The organism is Mitsuokella sp. AF21-1AC (assembly GCF_003458855.1).
Classification (GTDB): domain Bacteria; phylum Bacillota; class Negativicutes; order Selenomonadales; family Selenomonadaceae; genus Mitsuokella.
In genome coordinates this window covers 1-21,633 of the sequence record NZ_QRVW01000036.1, presented here as the reverse complement: position 1 = coordinate 21,633, position 21,633 = coordinate 1, and the positions used below count along the sequence as shown (strand labels likewise).

The window sequence follows — 21,633 nt, the reverse complement described above, 5'->3', positions numbered from 1 at the left end:
AAACGGAGCATTCAAGAGATTAATGAAGATTATATAGGGAGTGATAATCATGATGATGCTGATTCTTTTACTCGGCGTCAACCTTGTCATCAGTTTCCTCAATGCCCGCAACGTCGGGCGCGTCTGGGCGGAGTCGAAGGCCGTCGGCGGCTGGATCCGCCTCTTGGCCTGGTGCGGTGCCATCCAGTCGGCCGCGGGCTTCACGTTCGTCTATGCCATCGTCGTCGGCTACATCGCCGTGCAGACGGGCTATCTGCCGGCTGCGATGCTCGGCGTTATGATGAATCTCATCTACCTGCTGATCATTGTGCCGCTCATCGGCTCGGGCATCTTCATCACGATCCAGTCGTGGATTGCCTTTGCGCGTGACAAGTCCCTGTCGAATCTCGGCGTGGCCGGCTGGAATACGTTCGCACAGGCGTACAACACGTACAACGCCATCCAGAGCTTCGGTCCGGCGCTCGACAGCGTCCAGCAGGGACTCGGCGGCCTGTTCTCGGATGACGGCGACAGCGACAATTCGACGGCCCGCGTGCTCCTGCTCGTGGCCATCGTGCTGCTTGCCGGCGTCCTGACGACGAATGTCATCATCCGCCGCTACGAGGCAAGCCTGCCGGTTTCTGAGGAAATCCGCAACGGCACGCGCGATCTCAACTACCGTTAACAGCCGTGCTTTTCATCGGTTCGCACCGAGAAAAGCACTTGAATACGACTCCAATCTCTAGTACTATAGAAGCGTGTATTCTATGGATTTTTATTGAGATTGGGGTCTTTTCATTGAACTGGGACTGGCTGAAACAGGCCATCAAGCCGTTTGATGTCTTCATCGGCATGGCCGCACTCTACATTCTGTACCGGACGGACTTCTCGCATCTGCTGCTCGTGGACAAGATCCTTCTTGTCACGTTTGCTGTGTGGTTTGTCCTGCTCCTGGTGCGCTGCTACATCTACTATCGGAAAGGTCAGGGATCATGACGAACAAGCGAATGAAAAAAGCCGTTTTCTTTGATATCGACGGGACGCTCATCAACATCATGACGGGGCAGACGACCATCCAGCCGGCGGTCAGGGAGGCCATTCGCGCACTGCGCGCGGCGGGCAATGCCACATTCATCGCGAGCGGCCGTCCCTATGACTACCTGGACCTGGAACTCACGCAGGAGGGGCTGTTTGACGGCTATGTGCTCATGAACGGCGCGGTCGTGCTGCTGGACGGCAAGACCATCTACGAGCAGCCGCTGCCGAAGAAAACGGTGCGTGAAATCGTCGCGGCCTCGGAGGCTCATGGCGTCGAATACATCCTTGAAGGAGCACAGCACGTCTATCTGCGGCCGGGATTCCAGCTGACCGAGAATTTCTATCGCAGCATCGATGTCGATGTGACGCGATTCGTCCGTGATTTCGATCTTGACGAGATCGAGGTGGCCAAGCTCGAATTTGCCTCGGAGGATCCGGGCGGGCACGGGCTCTTCGAGAAGCTTCTGGCCTGGCCGGGGCTTACGGGCCTCATGGACCCGTATCACAAGAAGAATATGGAGCTCTATGCATCGGATGTCACGAAGGGCTCCGGGATCCGGCATGCGCTATCGCATCTCGGCATTCCGGTGGAGAACAGTTATGCCTTCGGCGACGGGCTCAATGACATCGAGATGATGGAAACGGTGGGCACGAGCCTCGTCATGGGCAATGCGCGCCCAGCCCTCAAGAAACTGGCAGACCATGTCGTGCCGTCTGTCGAGGAGGATGGCGTGGCCGTCGGCATCAGCCGTTATGTACTGGCTTAAGAAGCTTTCCCCTGGAATGTGGATTCCAAGGGATTTTATAAGAAAGCATCAATAATTAAGGGAGGCTTTTTGATGCGCAAGCGAATTGGAATGATACTGGGAATCCTGATGCTGGCCGTTGCGGTCCTTACGGGCTGCGGCCAGACGAATACGGCGGGCAGGGCCTCGTCTTCTGCGCCGTCCTCGTCGCCGGCACAGGCGGGCAAAGCGGTCACGATCAAGATGCTCAACGTCGGCCAGGGGGATTCCATCCTCATCGAGACGCCGGAGCAGACGGTGCTCATCGATACGAGTGATGTCGATGAGCGCGACAAGCTCAAGCGCGAGCTCGACAAGGCCGGCGTCAAGAAAATCGACAAGGTCATCCTGACGCATCCGCATGCCGATCACATCGGCGGCATGGATGTTCTGCTCAAGGATTATCAGGTCGGCGCCGTTTACGACAATGGCATGCCGTCGACGTCGAAGCTCTATCTGTCGTACCGCAAGGCCCTGAAGGCCAAGAATATCCCGTATCAGGCACTCAAGGCCGGAGATGTGCTGGACTTTGGCGGCGGCGTTTCGTTCAAGGTGTTTTATCCGACGGAGGAACTCCAGCAGAAAGGGGCACAGAAGGGCTACAAGCATGATCCGAACAACGAATCCATCGTCGGCCGCCTGACGTATGGCAGCTTCTCGATGCTCTTCACGGGTGATGCGGAGACGCCGGTCGAGGAACAGATCCTGAAGACGAATGCCAGTGAACTCAAGAGCACGATTCTGAAGGCCCCGCATCACGGCAGCAGCACGAGTTCCTCTGTTGCCTATCTCAAGGCGGTCTGGCCGGAAGCCGTGCTGATCTCGTGCGGCCAGGGCAATGATTACGGCCACCCGCATACCGATGTGCTGGCCCGTTTCCTCGGTCAGCCCAATTACACCGACCGTCGCGACGGCAAGCAGAAAAAGACGAAACTCGTCAAGGACGACAAGGGAACCGTCCTGAAGGCCAAGGTCTACGAGACGGATAAGAACGGCACCATCACGGTGACGACGGATGGACAGGGATACAAGCTCCAGGCAGAGGAAGGTGATGCACAGTGATTTCCGCATATCTTGACCGCTTCGAAGGCGACTTCGCCGTCCTGTATCTCGGCGATGACATGAAAAAGGTGAATTTCCCCAGGGCGTATCTGCCGGAGGGCCTCAATGAGGGCGATTACCTGCGCCTGGATATTTCATTCGATAAGGAAAAGACTGAGCAGGCTGAGCAGGAAGCGCTTGACCTCATGAAGAATTAATAATAGGAGGAGTCCTTTTGTTTACCAAGTTATCCCATGTTTGCGGACTGCTGCTCCTGGGGGTGGCGTGTCTCGTCATGCTCGTGCCGCAGATGGGCGAAGCCGCCCGCCGCGAACCCGTCCATACCATGCAGAGCGTCAAGACTTCGGAAACGACCGTGGATGGGGAAAAAACCCTGCGCATCGAGCTCGGCTTTGACAACCCGAATATTTCTTACACGACGAGTACGAAAACGTATCTGCAGAAGCAGCTGATCCTGGATCTCAAGAATACGGAACCGGGAAAGGTCAAGAGCGATTACAAGGTCAAGAGCAAGCTCGCGAAGGCCATCCACATCGACGAGCTGGAATCGCGCCGCACGCAGGTCCGCATCGACTTCACGAATCCCGTGCTCGACGGCACGTACAAGATCCATGAGGAAGCGGCAGACCGCAAGGCACGCAAGCCGAACCGTCTCGTTATCGATATCTTCCCGCAGAGCCGTGCCGCGTCGTCCGACAAGGTTGACGGCGTGCGCGGCCATGTCATCGTGCTCGACCCGGGCCACGGCGGCAGCGATACGGGTGCCGTCGGCCCGACCGGTGTCACGGAGGCCTCGGTGACGCTGAGCGTCGCGCAGAAGGTCGATGCCATCCTCGAGAACTCGGGTGCCCGCGTCACGATGACGCGCACGAGTGACCGCGACGTTTACGGCCCGTACGCCAGCGACCGCCAGGAACTCCAGGCCCGTGTCAACGTCGGTGAATACACGCCGGGTGCGGAGCTCTTCCTCTCCATCCACTGCAATGCCTTCTCGAATCCGGCTGCGCATGGCATGGAAACGTATTATTACAGCGGCTCATCGAAGGGCGAGCGCCTCGCCACGCTCCTCAATGAGGAGCTCGAGCAGGCGGGCGGCCTTCTGAACCGCGGCGTCAAGACGGCGAATTTCTACGTCATCAAGCATTCGAGCATGCCGGCTTCGCTCGTGGAACTCGGCTTCATCACCAATGACCATGAGGAGGCGCTGCTTGCCGATGCGTCGTATCAGGCAAAGCTTGCCAAGGCGATTGCCAGGGCATTCGGCCGTTATTTCGAGGGACGTTGAGAGATCTAAGGAGATGAATTCATGATGAAACACTATCTGCGCTATGCACTGCTGGCCGTGGCCGCGGGCATGCTGCTGCTGCTCGCCGGCTGCAATTCCTCAAGCACCAGGGGAGCAGATGACGGTTCTTCGTCAGCCGCGCGGTCGGAGAGCAGCGCGACGGCGGGCAACCCGAAGTCGTCCTCGTCTGCTTCTTCCGGCGCGAAGGAAGAGAAGCTTGACATCAAGGTTTACTATCCGAATGAGCAGGGCACGAAGCTCATTGCCGTGAAGCGCCAGGTAACGGTCGGCAAGACCGACAAGTACACGGCAGCCATGAACTCGCTGCTCGAGGGCACGAAGGAGAAGGGGCAGACGGCCATCATCCCGAAGCAGGCGAAGCTGCGCAGCGTCAAGGTGGAAAACGGCGTTGCGAAGGTGGACTTCAGCCAGGAACTCGTCAAGAATTTCGTGGGCGGATCCACGGGCGAGACGATGCTCGTTGGCTCCGTGGTCGATACGCTGACGGAGTTCCCTGAGGTCAAGAAGGTGCAGATTCTTGTGGCGGGCAAATCCGTGGAAACGCTCGCTGGCCATATGGATCTCAGCCAGCCGCTTTCACGCATGAACGATTTGCTCAAGTGATATTGATTTTTTGACTTTTTACCTTGCAAGTGCGCGGGAAACCTTGTATTTCTGCGCACTTTGTGTTATGATAAAATCCATATGGCATGTTTTGAGGCTGGAATAGCCGGAATCGGCCAATATCTATGCAATCAGATATACAGGAGGTCATTTCAGACAATGAAAGTTACGGTTGAAAATGGAGAGAACCAGCAGGTTACTCTGACGATTGAAGTAGAAGCAGCAAAGGTAGAGAAGGCCGCAGATCAGGCTTGCAAGCGCCTCGCTAACCGTGTGAGCATCCCGGGTTTCCGCAAGGGCAAGGCTCCGCGCATGATCGTAGAGCGCCACGTTGGTAAGGAAGCCGTCATGCAGGAAGCATTTGACATCATTGCTCCGAAGGCTTTCCAGGAAGCACTCGATGAGCAGAAGATCGAGCCGGTTACGCGCCCGAACATCGACATCGTGACGCTCGAAGAGGGTAAGGATCTCGTCTTCAAGGCTACGGTTACGCCGCGTCCGGAGGTCAAGCTCGGCGAGTACAAGGGCCTGAAGGTAGAGAAGGCTGAAGTCAACATCACGGACGAGGATGTCGAGAAGCAGCTCAAGACGTTCCAGGATCGTCAGGGCAAGCTCGTCGATGCTCCGGAAGGCGCTGAGGTCAAGAGCGGCGACTTCACGACGCTCGACTTCAAGGGCTTTGTTGATGGTGAGGCTTTTGCCGGCGGCGAAGGCAAAGATTATCCGCTGCAGATCGGTTCCAACAGCTTCATCCCGGGCTTCGAGGATCAGCTCATCGGTGCAAAGATCGGCGAAGAGCGCGAAGTGAACGTCAAGTTCCCGGAAGAGTACCATGCAAAGGAACTCGCTGGCAAGGATGCCAAGTTCGAGTGCACGATCCGCAGCATCAAGACGAAAGAGCTGCCGGCCATCGATGACGAGCTCGCCAAGAAGGTCAGCACGTTCCAGACGCTCGATGAGCTCAAGGCTGACATCCGCAAGAACCTGACGGAGAATGCTGAGCGCACGGCTGAGAACGATCAGAAGAGCGCTGCCATCGAGATGGCTACGAACAACATCACAGTTGACATCCCGGCTGTCATGATCGACAACCGCGTGACGGCCATGATCCAGGAAATGGCTATGCGCCTCGAGCAGCAGGGCATGAAGTTCGAGCAGTACCTGCAGTATGCCGGCACGGATATCGCCAAGCTCCGCGAGCAGTATCGTGAGACGGCTGAGAAGAACGTCAAGACGGATCTCATGCTCGAAGAAGTTGCCAAGGCTGAGAACATCAAAGTAGAAGCAAAGGATCTGGATGCTGAGGTTGCCGCTATGGCTGCTGCCTATGGCGCTACGCCGAAGCAGGTCCAGAAGATCATCAAGGAGCAGGGACGCATTGGCGATCTGGCTGCTTCCGTCCTTCGCAAGAAGACGGCACAGTTCATCATCGATAACATCGCTGAGTAAGCATCCCTGATAAGGGAGGATTCCTATGAGTTACGTACCAATGGTAGTTGAGCGCTCCAACACGGGAGAGCGCGCGTATGACATTTACTCGCGTCTTTTGAAGGATCGTATCATCTTCCTGGGCGGCCCCATCGACGATGCCGTCGCCAACACGGTGGTGGCACAGCTGCTGTTCCTCGAGTCGGAAGACCCGGACAAGGACATCCATCTGTACATCAACAGCCCCGGCGGCGTCGTGACGGCAGGCCTTGCCATTTTCGACACGATGCAGTACATCAAGCCGGATGTATCGACCATCTGCATCGGCCAGGCGGCCAGCATGGGCGCCCTGCTCCTGACGGCCGGCGCCAAGGGCAAGCGCTATGCCCTGCCGAATGCGCGCATCATGATCCATCAGCCGCTCGGCGGCGCACAGGGCCAGTCCACGGACATCCAGATCCAGGCCCGCGAAATCCAGCGCATCCGTGAAGTCATCAACGATATCCTCGTCGATGCCACGGGCAAGGATCGTGAGCAGGTCGTGCAGGATACGGAACGCGACAACTTCATGACGGCTCAGGAAGCAAAAGCCTATGGCCTGGTCGACGAAGTGATTGCCCGTCCGAAAAAGACGAAGAAATCGGATGCCAAGGCGTAAGAGGTGATGTCATGTTGAAGTTTGGGGATGACAAAGGTCAGCTCAAATGCTCCTTCTGTGGCAAAACCCAGGATCAGGTGCGCAAGCTGGTGGCCGGTCCCGGCGTCTACATCTGCGATGAATGCATCGAACTCTGCAACGAAATCATCGAGGAAGAGTTCAGTGACGATGTGGAGGTAGAACTCAAGGACGTCCCGAAACCGAAGGATATCCGCGCTATACTGGACCAGTACGTCATCGGCCAGGACGAAGCGAAAAAGACGCTCTCCGTCGCGGTGTACAACCACTACAAGCGCATCAACATGGGACAGGGCAAGAGTGAGGATGTGGAACTTGCAAAGTCGAACATCCTGATGCTCGGCCCGACCGGCAGCGGCAAGACGCTGCTCGCCCAGTCTCTCGCGCGTATCCTGAATGTGCCGTTCGCCATCGCGGACGCCACGGCACTCACGGAGGCCGGCTATGTCGGCGAGGATGTCGAGAACATCCTCCTGAAGCTCATTCAGGCAGCCGATTACGATGTGGAGAAAGCCGAACGCGGTATCATCTACATCGATGAGATCGACAAGATCGCGCGTAAATCCGAGAATCCTTCAATCACCCGTGATGTTTCGGGCGAAGGTGTCCAGCAGGCACTCCTGAAGATCCTCGAAGGCACGACGGCTTCGGTTCCGCCGCAGGGCGGCCGCAAGCATCCGCATCAGGAGCTCATCCAGATCGATACGACGAACATCCTGTTCATCTGCGGCGGTGCTTTTGACGGCATCGACAAGATCATCGAATCGCGTCTCGGACAGAAACAGATGGGCTTTGGCGCTCCCATCAAGTCGAAGCGTCAGAGGAACATCGGCGACACGCTGCGCAAGGTGCTGCCGGAAGATCTCTTGAAATGCGGGCTCATTCCGGAGTTCATCGGCCGCCTGCCGGTCGTCGTGACGCTCGATGCGCTCGATGAACAGGCGCTGGTCAACATCCTGACCGAGCCGAAAAACGCGCTCGTCAAGCAGTATCAAAAGCTGCTGGAGATGGACGGCGTCAAGCTGACATTCGACGATGATGCCCTGCGTCAGATTGCCAAAGAGGCACTCAAGCGCAAGACGGGGGCCCGCGGCCTGCGTTCCATCATCGAAGGCATCATGCGCAATGTGATGTATGAGGTCCCTTCGATTGAAGGTGTGACGTCCTGCCGGGTGACGAAGGATGTCGTCACGACAAAGAAAGACCCGGTCTTGACCATCGACAAGAAGGCCAAGGACGGCAAGGAAGTATCTGCTTGAGCAGATTACATAGACAAGGCGCTGCTGCGGCAGCGCCTTGTATTTTATAGATTTTTGACAACACAGGAAAGGGAGGGGTAATATGCCTGAGATGAAAACCCTGCCACTGCTCCCGCTGCGGGGCATGATGGTATTTCCCTATATGATCATCCATCTGGACGTTGGGCGCGAGCGTTCCATGGCAGCCCTCGAGCAGGCCATGGTCGAGGACCGCAAGATCATGCTGTCGGCACAGATTGACGCCGATACGGACCTGCCGGTGCGCGAAGACCTCTACGAGGTCGGCACGGTAGCGGAGGTCCGCCAGCTCATCAAGCTGCCGGGCGGCACGATCCGCGTGCTCGTCGAGGGTGAGAAGCGTGCGCGCATCATCACCTACCGCCAGCAGAAGCAGTATGATGAAGTCGAGGTCGAGGTCTACACGGACCCGATCGACTCCTCGATGCAGATGGAGGCCCTGACGCGGGCCGTCGTGCATGAATTCGAGGAATGGGTCAAGCTCTCGAAAAAGATTCCAGAAGAGACGCTCGTCTCCGTCGCCATCATCGACGACGCCGGCCGCCTGGCCGATCTCATCGCCAGCCACCTGAACCTCAAGCTCGAGACGCGCCAGGAACTGCTCTCCTGCATCGACGTCAAGGCACGCCTTGAAAAGCTCTACGAGGTCCTCGCGCGTGAACTCGTGATCCTGCGCATGGAGATGAAGATCAACGTCCAGGTGCGCAAGCAGATGGATAAAGTCCAGCGCGATTACTACCTGCGCGAACAGATCAAGGCCATCCGCAAGGAACTCGGCGAGCCGAATGACATGGAAGACGAAGTCGACGCCTATCGCGAGATGCTCAAGAAGGGCCATTACCCGGAGCGCGTGCACGAGGCCGTCGAGAAGGAGCTGCACCGTCTCGAGGGCATGAACAACATGAACGCTGAGACGAGCGTGATCCGCAACTACGTCGAATGGCTGCTCGAACTGCCCTGGAAGAAGGAATCGCGCGACAATGTCAATATCGAGAAAGCCGCGAAGATCCTCGACCACGACCATTACGGCCTCAAGAAGGTCAAGGACCGCATCCTCGATTACCTGGCTGTCCATCAGCTCGCCAAGGACAAGAGCGCACCCATCCTCTGCCTCGTCGGCCCGCCGGGCGTCGGCAAGACCTCGCTGGCCGCCTCGGTGGCCCGGGCGACCGGCCGCAAGTTCATTCGCGCCTCGCTCGGCGGCGTGCGCGATGAAGCCGAGATTCGCGGACATCGCCGTACCTACATCGGTGCCATGCCCGGGCGCATCATCGAGGGCATCCGCACGGCCGGCACGCGCAATCCGGTCTTCCTGCTCGATGAGGTCGATAAGCTCGTCATGGATTACAACGGCGACCCGTCGTCGGCTCTGCTCGAGGTGCTCGACCCCGCACAGAATTCGACTTTCAGCGATCACTACATCGACATCCCGTTTGACCTCTCCAAGGTCTTCTGGATTGTTACGGCCAACGACCTCGGCAATATCCCGCGTCCGCTGCGCGACCGCATGGAAATCATCATACTGTCGAGTTATACGGAATATGAGAAGCTCGAGATTGCCAAGCGCTATCTTGTCGCACGTCAGCGCCGCGAAAACGGTCTTTCGGGCAAGGACATCCACTTTGGAGCTGGCGTCCTGCAGGCCATCATCGAAGGCTACACGCGTGAATCGGGCGTGCGCGAGCTCGAACGCCTCATCGGCCAGGTCTGCCGCAAGGCTGCCCGCAGGATTGTCGAGGGGCAGAAGACGCCGATCCAGGTGACGAAGAAGAACCTCACGGATTTCCTCGGCCGCATCAAATTCCTCGAGACGAAGGCCGAGAAGAAGCCGCAGGTCGGCGTGGCGACGGGCATGGCCTGGACAGAGGTCGGCGGCGACATCCTGCCGACTGAGGTGACGGTGCTGCCGGGCAAGGGCAAGCTGATCCTCACGGGCCAGCTCGGCGATGTCATGCAGGAATCGGCACAGGCCGGCCTCTCCTACATCCGCAGCCGCGCGGAGAAACTCGGCCTCAAGCCGGATTTCTACGAGAAGGATGATATTCACATCCACCTGCCGGAGGGCGCCGTGCCGAAGGATGGCCCGTCGGCCGGCATCACGATGGCGACGGCCATGATCTCGGCCCTGACGGGCCGCAAGGTCCGCAGCGATGTCGCCATGACGGGCGAAATCACGCTGCGCGGCAATGTGCTGCCCATCGGCGGCCTCAAGGAAAAGGTACTGGCCGCTTATCGCGAGGGCATGAAGACCATCATCCTGCCGAAGGAGAACGAACGCGACATCGAGGACATCCCTAAGAATGTCCGCACGAAACTCGAGTTCGTGCCTGTCGAGCATATGGACGAGGTGCTGAAGACGGCGCTCTGTCCGGAAGAAGCAAAGAAGTGAAGAAGTGAAGAGAGCCTTCTCCGCCGCTGCGGAGAGGGCTTTTTACAGGAAAGGAAGTGACAGATATGGAAAAGGAATCCGCCAAGGAATCCGTCATCATCACGCAGGGCAAGTACGTGGCCTCTGCCGTCAAGAAAGAACAGTACCCCGAAAAGGAACTGCCGGAAATCGTCTTCATCGGCCGTTCGAACGTCGGCAAATCCTCGCTTATCAACTCGCTGACGCGCGTGCGGGGGCTTGCACGCGTCTCGGGACAGCCGGGCAAGACGCAGACCATCAATTTCTTTGAGCTGACGGCCAAGCTCGATGGGGAGGAGGAGCGCAAATCCTTCTATCTCGTCGACCTGCCGGGCTACGGCTACGCCAAAACAGGCAAGGAACGCCGCAAAATCTGGGCGAAATTCATCAATGAATACCTGTTGACCTCGCCGCGCCTGCAGTTTGTCTGCCAGCTCATCGATATCCGCCACGATCCGATGGCCTCCGATATCGAGATGTTTAAGTGGCTCGTCGCGCACAACATCCCCGTGCTCATCGTGGCGACCAAGGCCGACAAGATTGGCAAGAACGTGCGTCAGAAGCAGATTGCGGCCATCCGCCGGGCACTCGGCGTCAAGGAACTATCCATCCTGCCGTATTCTTCCCTGAAAAATGAAGGGCGTTCAGATTTACTTGACGTTATACGGGATGTTCTGGTACAATAAAGATACGGAAATATGAATGCGGTTCACGTTTTCGAGCAGGAGGGCGGAGCCGCATTGTCGCATTGTTGTACGGTTTCTGTGATTCGCTCCGTGAGCGGGAACAATCTTGTCCACAGGCAGGAATATCAAGGGAGAGAAACACCATGACAGAACTGACGTCGTTTGACAAAGCATTACTCAATCAGCTGCAGGGGAATCTGCCCGTCTGCAGCCGTCCCTTCGCGGCCCTGGCGGAAAAGCTGGGCACGGAGGAACAGGTCGTCATCGAGCGGCTGAACCATTTAAAGAAGGAAGGGTATCTGCGCCGCATCGGCACCTTCTTCAATTCCAATCAGCTGGGCTACAAGGGGACGCTCGTCGCCCTGCGCGTCGATCCGTCCTGCATGGAGTCGGTGGCTGAGGCCATCAACCGCTACCCCGGCGCCACGCATAATTACGAGCGCGAGGGCCGCTACAACCTCTGGTTCACGCTCCTGACGCCGGGCATGGACCGCGAGCAGAGGATCCTGTCGGAAGTCCGGGCCCTGCCCGGTGTTCACGGCATGCTGAACCTTAAGGCCAATAAGAAGTACAAGATCAATGTCCAGTTCAAGCTGGCTTGATGCAGACGAGGAAGGAACCGGGTCAAATCATGGCAGAAGATGTTGCAATGACAGAATTGGACAAGCAGATTGTCCGTGCCCTGCAGGGGGAGTTCCCGCTCGTGGCGGAACCCTACAAGGCGCTGGCCGACTCCATCGGCATCTCCGAGGAGCTTTTCCTCGAGCGCATCAGGGTGCTCGAGGCGGAACACAAGATCCGCAAGATGGGCGCTGTCCTGCGTCACCGCGAGGTCGGCTTCGCGTCAAATGTCCTCGTGGCTTGGCAGGTCGAGCCGCCTGAACGCCTCGATGAGGTCGCGGCAAAGATGGCGAAGAGCCCGTCCGTATCCCATTGCTACGACCGCAATACGGCGCCGGACTGGCCCTACAACCTCTACACGATGGTCCATGGCCACAGCCGCGAGGAATGTGAAGCCATCGTCAAGCGTCTGTCGGAAGAAACAGGCGTGACGAAGCGTGCGATGCTTTACTCCAAGAAAGAGTGGAAGAAGACGTCGATGCGTTATTTTACGGATTAATGCTCTCATAACCATATGCTTTACTCTTTTATACGGGAATGCTGCCATCATCGGCACATTCTCCTTTTTTTTATGACAACGATGTGTTAAAATGTAAAATATGTTCTGACTGAAAAGAGCAATGTCTATCATGAATTGGAATACGCATAAAGGTGGTAATACTATGGTATCGGAAAAGATGTATGAACTGGGGACGAAGAAATCGACCATCCGTACAATCTTTGAATTCGGCCGCAAGCGGGCTGCCGAGGTCGGCGAGGAGAATATCTTTGACTTCAGCCTGGGCAACCCGAACGTGCCCACGCCGGAATACGTCAAGGAAGCAGCTATCGACATCCTGACGAACATGCCGCCGGAGGCTGTGCACGGCTACACGATCGCACCGGGCAACCCGCAGGCCCGAGAAGCGCTGGCCAAGAGCATCAACGAGCGTTTCGGCACGAAGTTCGACGGGCACAATCTCTTTCTGACAGCCGGCGCGGCAGCGGCCATCACAATCTGCTTCAAGGCCCTTTGCGAAGAAGGCGACGAATTCATCACGTTTGCGCCGTTTTTCCCGGAGTACCGCTGCTTCGTGGAATCCGTGGGCGGCAAGCTCGTCGTCGTGCCGGCGAAGGTCGACGACTTCCAGATCCGCTTCGATGAATTCGAAAAGCGCCTGACGCCGCACACGAAGGCCGTCATCGTCAATTCGCCGAACAATCCGAGCGGTGCCGTTTACTCCGAGGCGACAATCCAGCGCCTGTCCGAAATCCTCGCAGTCAAAGAAAAGGAATACGGTCATCCGATCTTCATCATCTCCGATGAGCCGTATCGCGAGATTGCCTATGAAGGCTATACGGTGCCGTACATCCCGAAGTATTACAAGAATACGCTCGTATGCTATTCGTACAGCAAATCGTTCTCGCTGCCGGGCGAACGCATCGGCTACATCGTCGTGCCGGACGAGGTTGCTGATTTCGGCGCCGTCTATGGTGCCATCGCCGGTGCCGCCCGCGTGCTGACGCACGTCAATGCGCCGTCACTCTGGCAGCTCGTCGTTGCACGCTGTGCCGGTCAGCCGTCGGATATCTCGACGTACGTCAAGAACGGCCAGCTGCTCTACCAGGGCCTCATCGATGCCGGTTTTACGTGCGTGAAGCCGCAGGGTGCCTTCTACCTGTTCCCGAAGGCCCTCGAAGAGGACGATTACGCCTTCTGTGAGCGCGCGAAGAAATACGACCTCCTGCTCGTGCCGGGCACGGATTTCGGCTGCCCCGGCTACTTCCGCGCAGCATACTGTATCAAGACCTCGACGATCGAGCGTTCGCTGCCGCTCTTCAAGAAGCTGGCCGCTGAATACCGCTGATTGCGGCTGCGATACCCAGACAATCATTGGACGTATGAAAAAGCCGGCACGCCCCTGTGCCGGCTTTTTGTGAGGGGAAATGATTTATGAAAGCAGTCATTGTCGGCGCAACCGGCGCCGTAGGCAGGGACCTTCTGGATCTCCTGCTCCGGGACAAACGTTACGATGAAGTGCGCACCTTTACGCGCCGTGAAGTGCGTGCGGAGGACCCCGCCCACAAGCTTCGCTCCTATGTGGTGGATTTTGAGAAGCCCGAAGGCTGGCAGGACCTCGTCAAAGGCGACGTTATCTTCTCGGCGCTCGGCACCTCGCGCAAGCAGGCGGGCTCGACGGTGGCACAGCGCCATGTGGATTACGACTACCAGATGATGTTCGCTCGCTTTGCCAAAAAATACGGCATCAGACATATGGTGCTCGTCTCTTCGGTCGGCGCGGACCCGTCCTCACGCTTTTTCTACCTGCGGCTCAAGGGCGAGGTAGAACGCGATATGGAGGCCCTGGGCTTTTCGGCGCTCACGATCATCGAGCCGCCGTCGCTTATCCGCAAGCATGCCAAGCGGCTCATGGAGACGGTTTCCGTCAAGGCCATCCAAGGCCTGAATGCCATTGGCCTCGTGAAGAACATGGCGCCCATCTCTACGGAAGTCGTCGCTTCGTGCATGGCCAATGTCGGCGCCGAAGAGAAACAGGGTGTGCAGCGCATTACCGGGCAGGAAATCCGCTCCTTTGCCTGAGCGCGGAGAATGCTCCAACTACTTGGACAGCCTTGTTCTCGGAAATTTTGACTTTTTGGCCACTTTGTGACCGAGTAACGGAGACAAAGTGGTCTTTCTGATACAATGAAGTCAACAAAGCAAGGAACGCGACAGCGGGAGGGATTGGAATGGCAAAGGAAACAGTAGCAAAAGACGTAGTAATCATCGGTGCGGGCATGGCCGGGCTGACGGCGGCGCTCTATGCAGGTCGCTCGAATCTCAGTACGATCGTGCTCGAGAATGAGCTTGTGGGCGGGCAGATTGCCAATGCCACGGGTATTGAGAATTATCCGGGCTTCATGAGCGTCAAGGGCGGTGACCTCATGGCGACGGTACAGGCACAGGCCGAGGCCGTCGGCGTTGTGGTCGATGAATTTGACCTCGTGAAGCGCGTGAATCTCGCGTCTGTCCCCAAAATCGTCGAGACGGAAGAACATATCTACGAGGCCAAAACGGTCATCCTGGCCACGGGCATGAAGCGCCGCAAGATGCCGCTGCCGGAGGCCGCACGCTATGAGGACCGCGGCATCCATTACTGTGAGCTCTGCGATGGCCATATGTATCAGGATAAGGTAATCGTCGTGATGGGCGGCGGTAATGCAGCCGTCGATGCGGCCAACTATCTGACGCGCTATGCGAAGAAACTTTATCTCATCCACCGCTCGGAGCTCCGGGCTGATGAGGTGTCTCAGAAACGCCTCTATGCCAATCCCGCCGTCACGGTCATGCTGCAGACGGAAATCACGGCGCTTGCCGGTGAGAAACGCCTCGAGTCCATTCAGGTTCTGCACAAGGATACGGGCAAGAGCGAGGAACTGCCGGTCGATGCGATTTTTGTCAACATCGGCGTCGTGCCGAATACCGAACTCTTCCGCGGGCAGATTCGCCTGACGGAGAGCGGCCGCATCCCTGCCGGCGAGGACTGCCGCACGGAAATCCCGGGCGTCTTCGCTGCCGGCGATGTGCGCGAGAAGGAAATCCGCCAGCTCACGACGGCTGCGGCTGATGGCACGACGGCTGCCCTGCTGGCTGAGCGCTACATTCGCCAGCTTGAGGATTGAGCCGTTTCCCGTCCTTCCATGTAAAATATTTGATTTCAGATAAGGAGTGTTCTCTTATGGTAAAAGTTTATTCGATCACGACCTGCCCCTGGTGCGATAAGGTCAAGAAATATCTCAAATCCCGTCATGTGGAGTTTGAGGAGCACAACATCGAGCTCAGCGATAAGGACCGCGATGAATGCTACAAGATCTCCGGCGACCTCATCGTGCCAGTCACAACCGTCAACGGCAAGGATTTCGTCGTGAGCTTCGATAAAGCCAAGCTCGACGCTCTGCTCGGACTCTGATACCATATCCCTTCCTGTCACCGGCTGCTCGTCAGCCGGTTTTTCTGCTGCTCCAAATTTTCAGTGCAAAAGGTGTCCGGATACCGTATAATGAATAGAGAGTTATGAAAGCGAAAACATTTGCTCGATAGATGAGAGGGGCAAGACGATAGAGGTAGAAGATATGAGCAGGATTTTCAAGGGACCTGGCAGGAAGCTCCGGGACCAGGCGGCTCAGGGCATTGTCGAGTATGCGCTGATACTGGCCTTCGTGGTCGGCGTGGCCGCGGCAATCTTTGCCAACGGCGGCCTGGCGGATGCCATTGGAGAAGCATTTTTTAATGTGTCTACGACCATCAGCAATGCCATCGATGGTTCGAATGAAGCCAAGCAGAAACGCTTGCAGAAAACGTTGGACGATGCACTGCGTCAAGCTATCAAGAATGGAAGAATTGAAATTGCTGCGGGGAACTGGGTAGAGATTGATGTTCAACAAGAAGTCAATTCAGACTATGGACACAAATATGCAACAAATGGTGGTTCGAGTGGAAAACCTGGTGTAAAAATCGATGGTAAAGATTACACTAGATTTACAGGAATTTGGAATGCGACTTCGCTTAAAGAATATGAAATGAATGTCGGTCAGGAAGGCGGCTGGATTGGTGTTCGTATCGAATCGTTGGGGAATGGCTCGTATATTTCACATTATTATACGGGTCAGGAGCAATCTTCCAGTGGTGTTGGCAATAGCAACTATAAAAATACAACATATATGAACCAAACTTATGGAAAAGATGGTACGGAATATAATATTTCATGGACGACCAATAAATAATTGACTTAAGGACGAGGCAGGAAGTGCTTGCTATTTTTTCATCCTTTTGCTACAATAAACAAGAACAAACACAATATGACGATTTCACTAGGGGAGCCGCTTGCGGCTGAGAGGATTTTCCGACCCTTGGAACCTGTTGGGGTAATACCTGCGTAGGGAAGTGACAAAGCAAATTTTGCCGTCCGGTACGCCGGGCGGCTTTTATTTTTAGGAGGAATAGCCATGTCGACACAAATGCAGCAGGCCCGTGAAGGCCGCATCACCGATGCCATGAAGATCGTGGCCGAGGAAGAGAAGATTCCGGTGGAAACCATCCGCGAACGCGTGGCCAACGGCACGATTGCCATCTGCGCCAACATCAACCACAAGAACCTGCGCCCGCGCGGCGTCGGCGAGGGCCTGCGCGTCAAGGTCAACGCCAATATCGGCACGTCGAGCACCTTCCCGGACATCGAGCCGGAACTCGAGAAGCTTGACGAAGCCGTGCGCTGCGGCGCCGATGCCGTCATGGACCTCTCGACGGGCAACAACATCGACCTTTCGCGTCAGCGCATCATCGAGCATTCACCCATCATGGTCGGCACCGTGCCGCTCTATCAGGCAACGGTGCGCTCCATCCGCGAACACGGCGCCGTTGTCGAGATGACGGATGACGACATCCTCGAGACGATCGAGCAGCAGGCCAAGGACGGCGCGGACTTCATGACGCTCCACTGCGGCGTCACGCGCAGCGCCATCGAGCGCATGCGCCGCCAGGGCCGCATCATGGACATCGTGAGCCGCGGCGGTTCCTTCATCGCCGGCTGGATGCTCCACAACGAGATGGAGAACCCGCTCTACGAGCATTACGACGATATCCTCGACATCTGCGAGAAATACGATGTGACGATCAGCCTCGGCGACGGCATGCGTCCGGGCTGCACGGCTGATGCTACGGACCGCGGCCAGCTCACGGAGCTCATCACGCTTGGCGAGCTTGTCGACCGCGCCTGGAAACGCGGTGTCCAGGTCATGGTCGAAGGGCCGGGCCATGTTCCCTACGACCAGATTGAGGCGAACATGAAGCTGGAGAAACGCCTCTGCCGCCATGCGCCGTTCTATGTCCTCGGCCCCCTCGTCACGGATATTGCGCCGGGCTACGACCACATCACCGCGGCCATCGGCGGCACGCTTGCGGCCGTCTCGGGAGCGGACTTCCTCTGTTACGTGACGCCGGCGGAGCATCTGGCCCTGCCGACGATCGAGGATGTCCACACGGGCGTCATTACGAGCCGCATCGCTGCCCATGCCGCCGACCTCGTGCGCGGCGTACCGGGTGCGCGCGAATGGGACCGCGAGATGGCGAAAGCCCGCAAGGTACTCGACTGGAATCGTCAGATGGAACTCGCCATCGACCCGGACCTTGCCAAGAAGAAACGTGGTGCGCGCAACCCCGCTGATGAAGGTGCCTGCTCGATGTGCGGCGATTACTGTGCCGTGGAGATCATCAACAAGTACTTTGACAAGCCGGACTGCCCGTGCCAGGACTGAGCAAGCGGAGCTTTTCAGGAAATTCTGCAAAAAACATCGGCGGGAAGAAGGATTTTGACCGCTCTGGCTCGAAATATTCCTTGTAAAATGAAATCAAACCTAGATTGGAGGTTTTATTATGGGGAAGATACAGAAAATCCTTGTACCGGTTGATGGTTCGGTCAATGGCTGCAAAGCAGTAGATGAGGCAATCTTCTTTGCGGAGAAGTGCAAGGCAGATCTCGACTTTGTCTATGTAGCCAGCAACATCAATAAGGACATCCCGAGTCATATCGTCTTCGACCGCATCTGGGAGAAACTGCCGGATGACATCAAGGCCTCGAAGCATGTCGAGACGGGCAATATCCCGAAGGCCATCCTGCGCGTGGCAGGTGAGGAGCACAGCGATCTCATCATCATGGGCAGCCGCGGCCTGGGGCTGTTCAAAGGCGCGCTGATCGGCAGCGTCAGTCAGAAGGTCGTCGAAGAATCGCCAATCCCGGTCATGGTCATCAAATGAGTTTGTGACAGCCGGTATCCATGTATGAGGCATAGGGCTGCCGCACGAAGCATTCGTATTTCGTGCGGCAGCCTTTTTGTGCACAAAAAGGGTTCGCAGTCGCTATGTGTATATGTTTCTAGCGGTTTTTTGTAAAGGGCAGTTCTTGACAAACGGATTTTCCTATAGTATCATAAATATATTATAGTTAAACATATTTGTTTAGTATGCTTTTAATCACCGATAGAAAGAAGAGGCGATCAGAATGGCAGGCCGTAAACTGCAGCCAGGGGAAATCCCAGCGCTTGCTATGGAATACATCCTTCATGGACTCAGGAACATCTGTTACGGGGAAATCATCCTCGTGGCTCAGGATGGCGTGCTCATGCAGGTGGAGTGGAATGAGAAACGGCGCCTGGATTGCTGGCAGGATACTGGCTCAGGGACGTGTCCGTATTCGCCGGCGGCCCTGCAGGAGATTGCCGCGCGTATCCGCAAGGAATTCGGCCTGCTGCAGTACGGCAAACTCGTGCTCGTCATCCGTCACGGGCGGCTGCTGCAGATCGAACGCACGGAGAAGCAGCGCTTCACGGGCCTCGACGGCGAAGGCATCTGAGGCCGGCTGGTTTTCCAGAATAATAAAAAGGACTGCGGCATGGCAGTCCTTTTTTCGTGTGAGACGGTTCCGGTTCAGTTTTTGGTGTTGTCGTCGCCGTGCGTCTTGCTGAGCCAGCGCGACGTCTTGAGGCGTTTCTGGGTTTCCTGACGGTCCTTGTAGATATCCTCAATGACGAGTTTGCAGATGACGATGAATGGTACGGCGAGGAACATGCCGGCCGGGCCGAGCAACTCACCGCCGAGCACGATGCCGAGGATGATGGCCACAGGATGCAGGTCGAGCGATTTGCCGATGAGCGTCGGATAGACGATGTTGTGGTTGAGCTGCGTCAGAATCAGGTAGAAGCCGGCCGTCTGCACGGCAATCCAGGGATCGACCGTGGCCGTCAGCAGGACACCGAAGGCCGAAGCGACAGTCGGGCCGAGCACCGGAACGAATTCGCTGATGCCCGACACCATGGCGAAGACCGATGCATACGGCAGGTCGCGCGCGGTGTAATAAATCAGGACAATCGTGGCCGTGATGGAGCAGATGACGAGCTGACTGCAGATGTAGATGCGCAACGAGGACAGGATGCGGTTGAAGAGCGCGAGCACGCGGCTGTAATCGCGCCGTGGGAACAGGCTCGCGCAGTACGCCTTGATGTCGTCGCCGTCCTTCAGCAGGTAGAATGTCACGAAGAAGATGATGACCATGTCGATGAATTTATTGAAGATCGACAGCAGGATGGTCAGCGAGGACTTCAGAGCATCGACACTCGCCGTCTTGAGCTCCTCCCAGAGCTGGTCGAGTTCATTCGTCAGATAGGCATTATTCTGCAGGAATGGTGCTTCTTGCAGCTTCTCGGTAATCTGTGGGAAATCGGTGACGAAGCGTGTAAATGTCGGGATGAAGGTGCTCGACACCAGCACGAGCAGCCCGGCGGCCACTAGTACGAAGCCGATGAGCACGATGGCTGCCGCAAGCCCGCGGTTCAGTTTATGTTCGAGCCGGTCGACGAGCGGCGTCAGGAGAAGCTGCAGGAGCATCGAGATGAAGATGATAAAGGCGAGCTGCGGCAGAAACCAGAACGTTGACAGAAGGATCGTGAAGGTGATGCCCAGCAGGATGGAAGTTCGATAAGTCTTTAGGTGCATAGTACAGTTCCTTTTTCGAATACGGTATCAGCAGATGGATGGCGGCCGCTGTGTGGGCCGCACGATGAGTCCATCAAAATTATATCACATCGTTACCTCGGGTAAAAGCAGGGGAAATGCCGCATGGCAGAAGCGGGTGAAAAAATGGATTTATTTTTAAAAAGTGTGTTGACAATATCCGCATAGTACCGTATAATAATACCTGTCGTTAAGCGAAACGACAAACAAAATATATTCGGGGGCATAGCTCAGCTGGGAGAGCGCTTGCATGGCATGCAAGAGGTCAGGAGTTCGATCCTCCTTGTCTCCACCATTGAAAACAAAGGACTAGAAAGAATCTTAGTGATTCCGACTAGTCCTATTTTTGTATTTATGCCCACTATTATGCCGGTGAAAACAGTGTGCTCATTTATGTATAGTTTTTATTAGCCATGTTACAGAGGGCATATATTTTTTTATACACATTGATTATTAGAATAAAATATTCTATAATAAAAATAAAGCAGAAAGGAAAGGTGAAGGCCATGCATCCATTGCTGAAACGGTATATTCCACTAGCGGATATGCTGGTGGCGACGTTTGGAGAGGATTGTGAAGTTGTCCTGCACGATCTTGCCGTTCCGGAACATTCGGTGGTTTATGTAGCCAATGGTCAGGTGACCGGGCGCCGTATTGGGCAAGGCATCGAACATCTGGTGCGGGAGGTCATGCAGGCGGATGGAACGGAACAGGATTATGCGGTCAATGATTATTTCCATAAGCACGGACGCTTGATCCGTTCCTCCTCGCTGTTTATCCGCGATGAAGAAGATCGTCTGATTGGCGCGATGTGCATCAATCTGGACACGACTAAAATCCAACAGCAGATAGCATTTTTGCAATCTTTGATGCCCAAACCGACAGTACCTTCGGTCGCGCCTGATGATAAAAAAGTCAGCCGGGTCGAAGATATGGTCATGTCACTCGTGAATAATATCCTGGATGGTTGTGATGTGAGACTGCTGACCCGGGAAGAACGCATGGAGAAGATACGCTTTATGGAAAAGCGAGGCATCTTTCAGGTGAAGGGCAGTATCGAGCAGGTCGCCAAGCGTCTGGGCATCACGAAAGTCACGGTTTACAGCTACCTAGACGAACTTCGCAAAAAAGAACAGACCGCAGGGTGTTAAATTTTTACCTTTGCTATATAATATTTTATACAGCAGTTTACAGCTTTTTGAAGCACAATAAAATCGCAT

General features: G+C 56.1%; 24 protein-coding genes, 1 tRNA gene and 1 riboswitch. Of the genes, 24 read left to right on the top strand and 1 reads right to left on the bottom strand.

The genetic code is table 11. The features are described from left to right. The first annotated feature begins 49 nt into the window (after nt 1-49). The 22 genes from DWX75_RS10915 (at nt 50) to DWX75_RS10810 (ending at nt 19,256) form a co-directional block, all read left to right on the top strand. Nucleotides 50-664, top strand: a complete 615-nt coding sequence (locus DWX75_RS10915) for a hypothetical protein (RefSeq protein ID WP_199497604.1) — start codon at nt 50-52, stop codon at nt 662-664. A 113-nt stretch (nt 665-777) separates the two neighbouring features. Beyond that, the gene (locus DWX75_RS10910) at nt 778-975 is read left to right on the top strand and encodes a hypothetical protein (protein ID WP_118016343.1); all 198 of its coding nucleotides are present in this window, start codon (nt 778-780) and stop codon (nt 973-975) included. Then, nucleotides 972-1,784, top strand: a complete 813-nt coding sequence (locus DWX75_RS10905) for an HAD family hydrolase (protein WP_118016342.1) — start codon at nt 972-974, stop codon at nt 1,782-1,784. Before DWX75_RS10910 ends, DWX75_RS10905 begins: the two co-directional genes overlap by 4 nt. 72 nt (nt 1,785-1,856) lie before the next feature. Further along, nucleotides 1,857-2,864 (top strand): ComEC/Rec2 family competence protein, encoded by a 1,008-nt coding sequence (locus DWX75_RS10900; protein ID WP_118016341.1) that lies wholly within the window; start codon nt 1,857-1,859, stop codon nt 2,862-2,864. Further along, a complete protein-coding gene (locus DWX75_RS10895; RefSeq protein WP_118016340.1) occupies nt 2,861-3,061 on the top strand; it encodes a DUF3006 domain-containing protein in 201 nt (66 codons plus the stop codon). The genes DWX75_RS10900 and DWX75_RS10895 overlap by 4 nt, the downstream gene beginning before the upstream one ends. Before the next feature lie 17 nt (nt 3,062-3,078). Next, the gene (locus DWX75_RS10890) at nt 3,079-4,149 is read left to right on the top strand and encodes an N-acetylmuramoyl-L-alanine amidase (RefSeq protein ID WP_233519582.1); all 1,071 of its coding nucleotides are present in this window, start codon (nt 3,079-3,081) and stop codon (nt 4,147-4,149) included. Between the two features lie 21 nt (nt 4,150-4,170). Next, entirely contained in the window at nt 4,171-4,773 is a 603-nt protein-coding gene (locus tag DWX75_RS10885) for a GerMN domain-containing protein (RefSeq protein WP_369974350.1), read from the top strand. Between the two features lie 159 nt (nt 4,774-4,932). Further along, nucleotides 4,933-6,222 carry a trigger factor gene (gene tig / locus DWX75_RS10880; RefSeq protein WP_118016339.1) on the top strand — a complete coding sequence of 430 codons (1,290 nt, stop codon included), beginning with the start codon at nt 4,933-4,935 and terminating at the stop codon, nt 6,220-6,222. A 25-nt stretch (nt 6,223-6,247) separates the two neighbouring features. Beyond that, nucleotides 6,248-6,859: an ATP-dependent Clp endopeptidase proteolytic subunit ClpP gene (clpP, locus tag DWX75_RS10875; protein ID WP_118016338.1), complete on the top strand. Its 612-nt coding sequence runs from the start codon at nt 6,248-6,250 to the stop codon at nt 6,857-6,859. Between the two features lie 11 nt (nt 6,860-6,870). Continuing rightward, nucleotides 6,871-8,136 (top strand): ATP-dependent Clp protease ATP-binding subunit ClpX, encoded by a 1,266-nt coding sequence (clpX, locus tag DWX75_RS10870; RefSeq protein ID WP_118016337.1) that lies wholly within the window; start codon nt 6,871-6,873, stop codon nt 8,134-8,136. A gap of 82 nt (nt 8,137-8,218) precedes the next feature. Next, complete coding sequence (gene lon / locus DWX75_RS10865; RefSeq protein ID WP_118016336.1) at nt 8,219-10,543, top strand: endopeptidase La; 2,325 nt, start codon at nt 8,219-8,221, stop codon at nt 10,541-10,543. A 65-nt stretch (nt 10,544-10,608) separates the two neighbouring features. After that, entirely contained in the window at nt 10,609-11,247 is a 639-nt protein-coding gene (gene yihA, locus DWX75_RS10860) for a ribosome biogenesis GTP-binding protein YihA/YsxC (RefSeq protein ID WP_118016335.1), read from the top strand. Between the two features lie 143 nt (nt 11,248-11,390). Further along, nucleotides 11,391-11,849, top strand: coding sequence for an AsnC family transcriptional regulator (locus tag DWX75_RS10855; protein ID WP_118016334.1), 459 nt, complete (start codon nt 11,391-11,393; stop codon nt 11,847-11,849). Nucleotides 11,850-11,878: 29 nt separating this feature from the next. Then, nucleotides 11,879-12,367: an Lrp/AsnC family transcriptional regulator gene (locus DWX75_RS10850; RefSeq protein WP_118016333.1), complete on the top strand. Its 489-nt coding sequence runs from the start codon at nt 11,879-11,881 to the stop codon at nt 12,365-12,367. A 163-nt stretch (nt 12,368-12,530) separates the two neighbouring features. Further along, nucleotides 12,531-13,715: a pyridoxal phosphate-dependent aminotransferase gene (locus tag DWX75_RS10845; RefSeq protein ID WP_118016332.1), complete on the top strand. Its 1,185-nt coding sequence runs from the start codon at nt 12,531-12,533 to the stop codon at nt 13,713-13,715. An 86-nt stretch (nt 13,716-13,801) separates the two neighbouring features. After that, nucleotides 13,802-14,449, top strand: coding sequence for an NAD(P)H-binding protein (locus DWX75_RS10840; RefSeq protein WP_118016331.1), 648 nt, complete (start codon nt 13,802-13,804; stop codon nt 14,447-14,449). 149 nt (nt 14,450-14,598) lie between these two features. Then, nucleotides 14,599-15,531 (top strand): NAD(P)/FAD-dependent oxidoreductase, encoded by a 933-nt coding sequence (locus DWX75_RS10835; protein WP_118016330.1) that lies wholly within the window; start codon nt 14,599-14,601, stop codon nt 15,529-15,531. A gap of 56 nt (nt 15,532-15,587) precedes the next feature. After that, nucleotides 15,588-15,818 (top strand): glutaredoxin domain-containing protein, encoded by a 231-nt coding sequence (locus DWX75_RS10830; RefSeq protein ID WP_118016329.1) that lies wholly within the window; start codon nt 15,588-15,590, stop codon nt 15,816-15,818. A gap of 163 nt (nt 15,819-15,981) precedes the next feature. Beyond that, nucleotides 15,982-16,632: a Flp family type IVb pilin gene (locus DWX75_RS10825; RefSeq protein WP_118016328.1), complete on the top strand. Its 651-nt coding sequence runs from the start codon at nt 15,982-15,984 to the stop codon at nt 16,630-16,632. Between the two features lie 79 nt (nt 16,633-16,711). Next, nucleotides 16,712-16,808: riboswitch (TPP riboswitch) on the top strand. Between the two features lie 46 nt (nt 16,809-16,854). Continuing rightward, nucleotides 16,855-18,162 (top strand): phosphomethylpyrimidine synthase ThiC, encoded by a 1,308-nt coding sequence (gene thiC / locus DWX75_RS10820; protein ID WP_118016327.1) that lies wholly within the window; start codon nt 16,855-16,857, stop codon nt 18,160-18,162. Nucleotides 18,163-18,280: 118 nt separating this feature from the next. Next, the gene (locus DWX75_RS10815; RefSeq protein WP_118016326.1) at nt 18,281-18,661 is read left to right on the top strand and encodes a universal stress protein; all 381 of its coding nucleotides are present in this window, start codon (nt 18,281-18,283) and stop codon (nt 18,659-18,661) included. 244 nt (nt 18,662-18,905) lie between these two features. Further along, nucleotides 18,906-19,256: a YezD family protein gene (locus DWX75_RS10810; RefSeq protein WP_118016325.1), complete on the top strand. Its 351-nt coding sequence runs from the start codon at nt 18,906-18,908 to the stop codon at nt 19,254-19,256. A 74-nt stretch (nt 19,257-19,330) separates the two neighbouring features. On the opposite strand, the gene DWX75_RS10805 is transcribed toward DWX75_RS10810, so the two are convergent. Beyond that, complete coding sequence (locus DWX75_RS10805) at nt 19,331-20,395, bottom strand: AI-2E family transporter (RefSeq protein ID WP_118016324.1); 1,065 nt, start codon at nt 20,393-20,395, stop codon at nt 19,331-19,333. Between the two features lie 237 nt (nt 20,396-20,632). On the opposite strand from DWX75_RS10805, the gene DWX75_RS10800 reads away from it, so the two are divergent. After that, nucleotides 20,633-20,708, top strand: a tRNA-Ala gene (locus DWX75_RS10800). 211 nt (nt 20,709-20,919) lie between these two features. Next, on the top strand, nt 20,920-21,564 hold the full coding sequence (locus DWX75_RS10795; protein ID WP_118016344.1) for a transcriptional regulator: 645 nt from the start codon (nt 20,920-20,922) through the stop codon (nt 21,562-21,564). Nucleotides 21,565-21,633 lie beyond the last annotated feature (69 nt).